At 57.3% G+C, this 1,820-nt stretch carries 2 protein-coding genes; one reads left to right on the top strand and one right to left on the bottom strand.

Annotated features, from left to right (window positions below):
- On the bottom strand, positions 1–1,227 hold a 1,227-nt coding region (gene hydA / locus EN935_RS34145), incomplete at its 3' end, for a dihydropyrimidinase (RefSeq protein WP_127374130.1).
- A gap of 174 nt (positions 1,228–1,401) precedes the next feature.
- Here hydA and EN935_RS34140 point away from each other — a divergent pair.
- Positions 1,402–1,820, top strand: a 419-nt coding sequence (locus EN935_RS34140) for a DUF1989 domain-containing protein (RefSeq protein WP_164771612.1), incomplete at its 3' end; no start/stop codon positions are given.

Genomic DNA, 1,820 nt, shown 5'->3' with positions numbered 1-1,820 from the left:
GTGGATGGTCCTGCACAGGTGCGGATCCCAAAGCACGATATCAGCGTCCGAACCGATTGCGATTGTACCTTTGCGCGGGTACAGACCGTAGGTCTTGGCATGGTTCGTCGAGGTCAGCGCAACGAATTGGTTCACGTCGATCCTGCCCTTGCCAACACCTTCGGAAAACAGGATCGGCAGGCGCGTCTCAATGCCCGGTATTCCATTGGGTATCCAGCGAAAGCTCTGCCGGCCCTTGGGTGTCAGCTTGCCGTCTTCGGCGAAGCGATATGGGCAATGGTCCGACGAAAACACCGAAAGGACGCCGCGTTCCAGCCCCTGCCAGCAGGCCTGTTGATGCTCCACAGTTCGCGGCGGCGGGCTGCAGACGTATTTCGACCCCTCCATCGCTTCCTTGTCCATGTCATCTTCCGTCAGGACAAGATATTGCGGGCAGGTCTCACCGAAAATCTTGAGCCCGCGCATCTGCGCACGGGCAATCTCATCCATGGCCTCCCGGTTGGAGACATGTACAATCATGATTGGCACGTCGGTGATCTCGGCGAGACTGATGGCGCGGTGGGTCGCTTCGCGTTCAACGGCGGCCGGACGCGAAGACCCATGGTAGAACGGTGCAGTCTTGCCTGCTCGTTCGAGCCGCTCGGCCAGGAAGCGGATTGTGTCGTACCCCTCGGCATGCACCATCACCAACGCGCCGGTTTCCTTGGCCGCGGCCATGACCTCGAGCATCTGCCGGTCATTCAGGACCAGATCGTCATAGGTCATGAACACCTTGAGTGAGGTGTACCCGGCCTCGACCAGCGCCGGCAGTTCCTGCCCCAGAACGCTTGGGGTAGGGTCGGAGATGATCAGGTGGAAGCTGACGTCGGTATGGCACATGCCTTCTGCGGCGGCATGATAGTCAACGAGCGACTGCCGCAGGCCCATGCCCTTCTGCTGGAGACAGAAAGGCATCACTGTCGTGTTGCCGCCGAAAGCGGCGGCGAGTGTGCCGCTCTCGAAGCTGTCGGCCATGACGATTTCAGGCGGGCCAGGCTGTTCAAGATGCACATGGCTGTCGATGCCGCCAGGAAGGGCGAGTAGCCCATCGGCGTCAATGATTTCGCGCCCGTCGTTAAGGTTGCAAGCCAATGCGACTATTTTGCCGCCGCTGATCCCGATGTCGCTTCGGAATGTATCGGAAGCCGTGACCACATTGGCGTTCTTGATGACGAGATCGAAGCTCATGGCATCCCGGTGATTGGAGTGATCGTATGACGATCGTATATCGAAAGAATGCAGTTTGGTAAATTTCCTTTTTGGAAAAAGGCATTTTCCGGTCTATTTTGCATCCGCCGTGCTTGACCCTCGCATTCACCTATCGTATTAAAAGTATATACAATATGCACATAAGGCTCACACATGGACACCCTTGAATGGAAGCATCCCAAGCCACCCTTCCCGAAGGCGTTTTTCGATGACCTTCGTGCGTCGAAGGCCGGGTTCGTCTTGGCCGAGAGGTTTACCATCGCACCCGAAGAGGCTGGGAGGGCGTTTACGGTCAAGCGAGGACAGACTGTGCGCGTGGTCTGTGCCGAAGGCCCGCAGATCGCCGATATGTGCATCTGGAACGAACACGATCACAGCGAGCGGTTCTGGAATGAATATACGCTGAACCGCGAAGGGATCTTCGTACACCCAGATATGCGGCTGTGGAGCAATATGCCGAAGTTCAGGCCTATGATGACGGTGCTGACAGATACAGTTGAGAACAAGCCGATTCATCCCGGCGCCAGGCACCATTATGTTTTCGGCGCCCACTGTAACCCGCATGTCTGGCA

Origin of the sequence: Mesorhizobium sp. M7D.F.Ca.US.004.03.1.1, assembly GCF_003998635.1 — a bacterium.
In the GTDB taxonomy this organism is placed as follows: domain Bacteria; phylum Pseudomonadota; class Alphaproteobacteria; order Rhizobiales; family Rhizobiaceae; genus Mesorhizobium; species Mesorhizobium loti.
The sequence above is the reverse complement of the archived record's forward strand: the minus strand, read 5'-3'. Positions and strand labels throughout refer to the sequence as shown.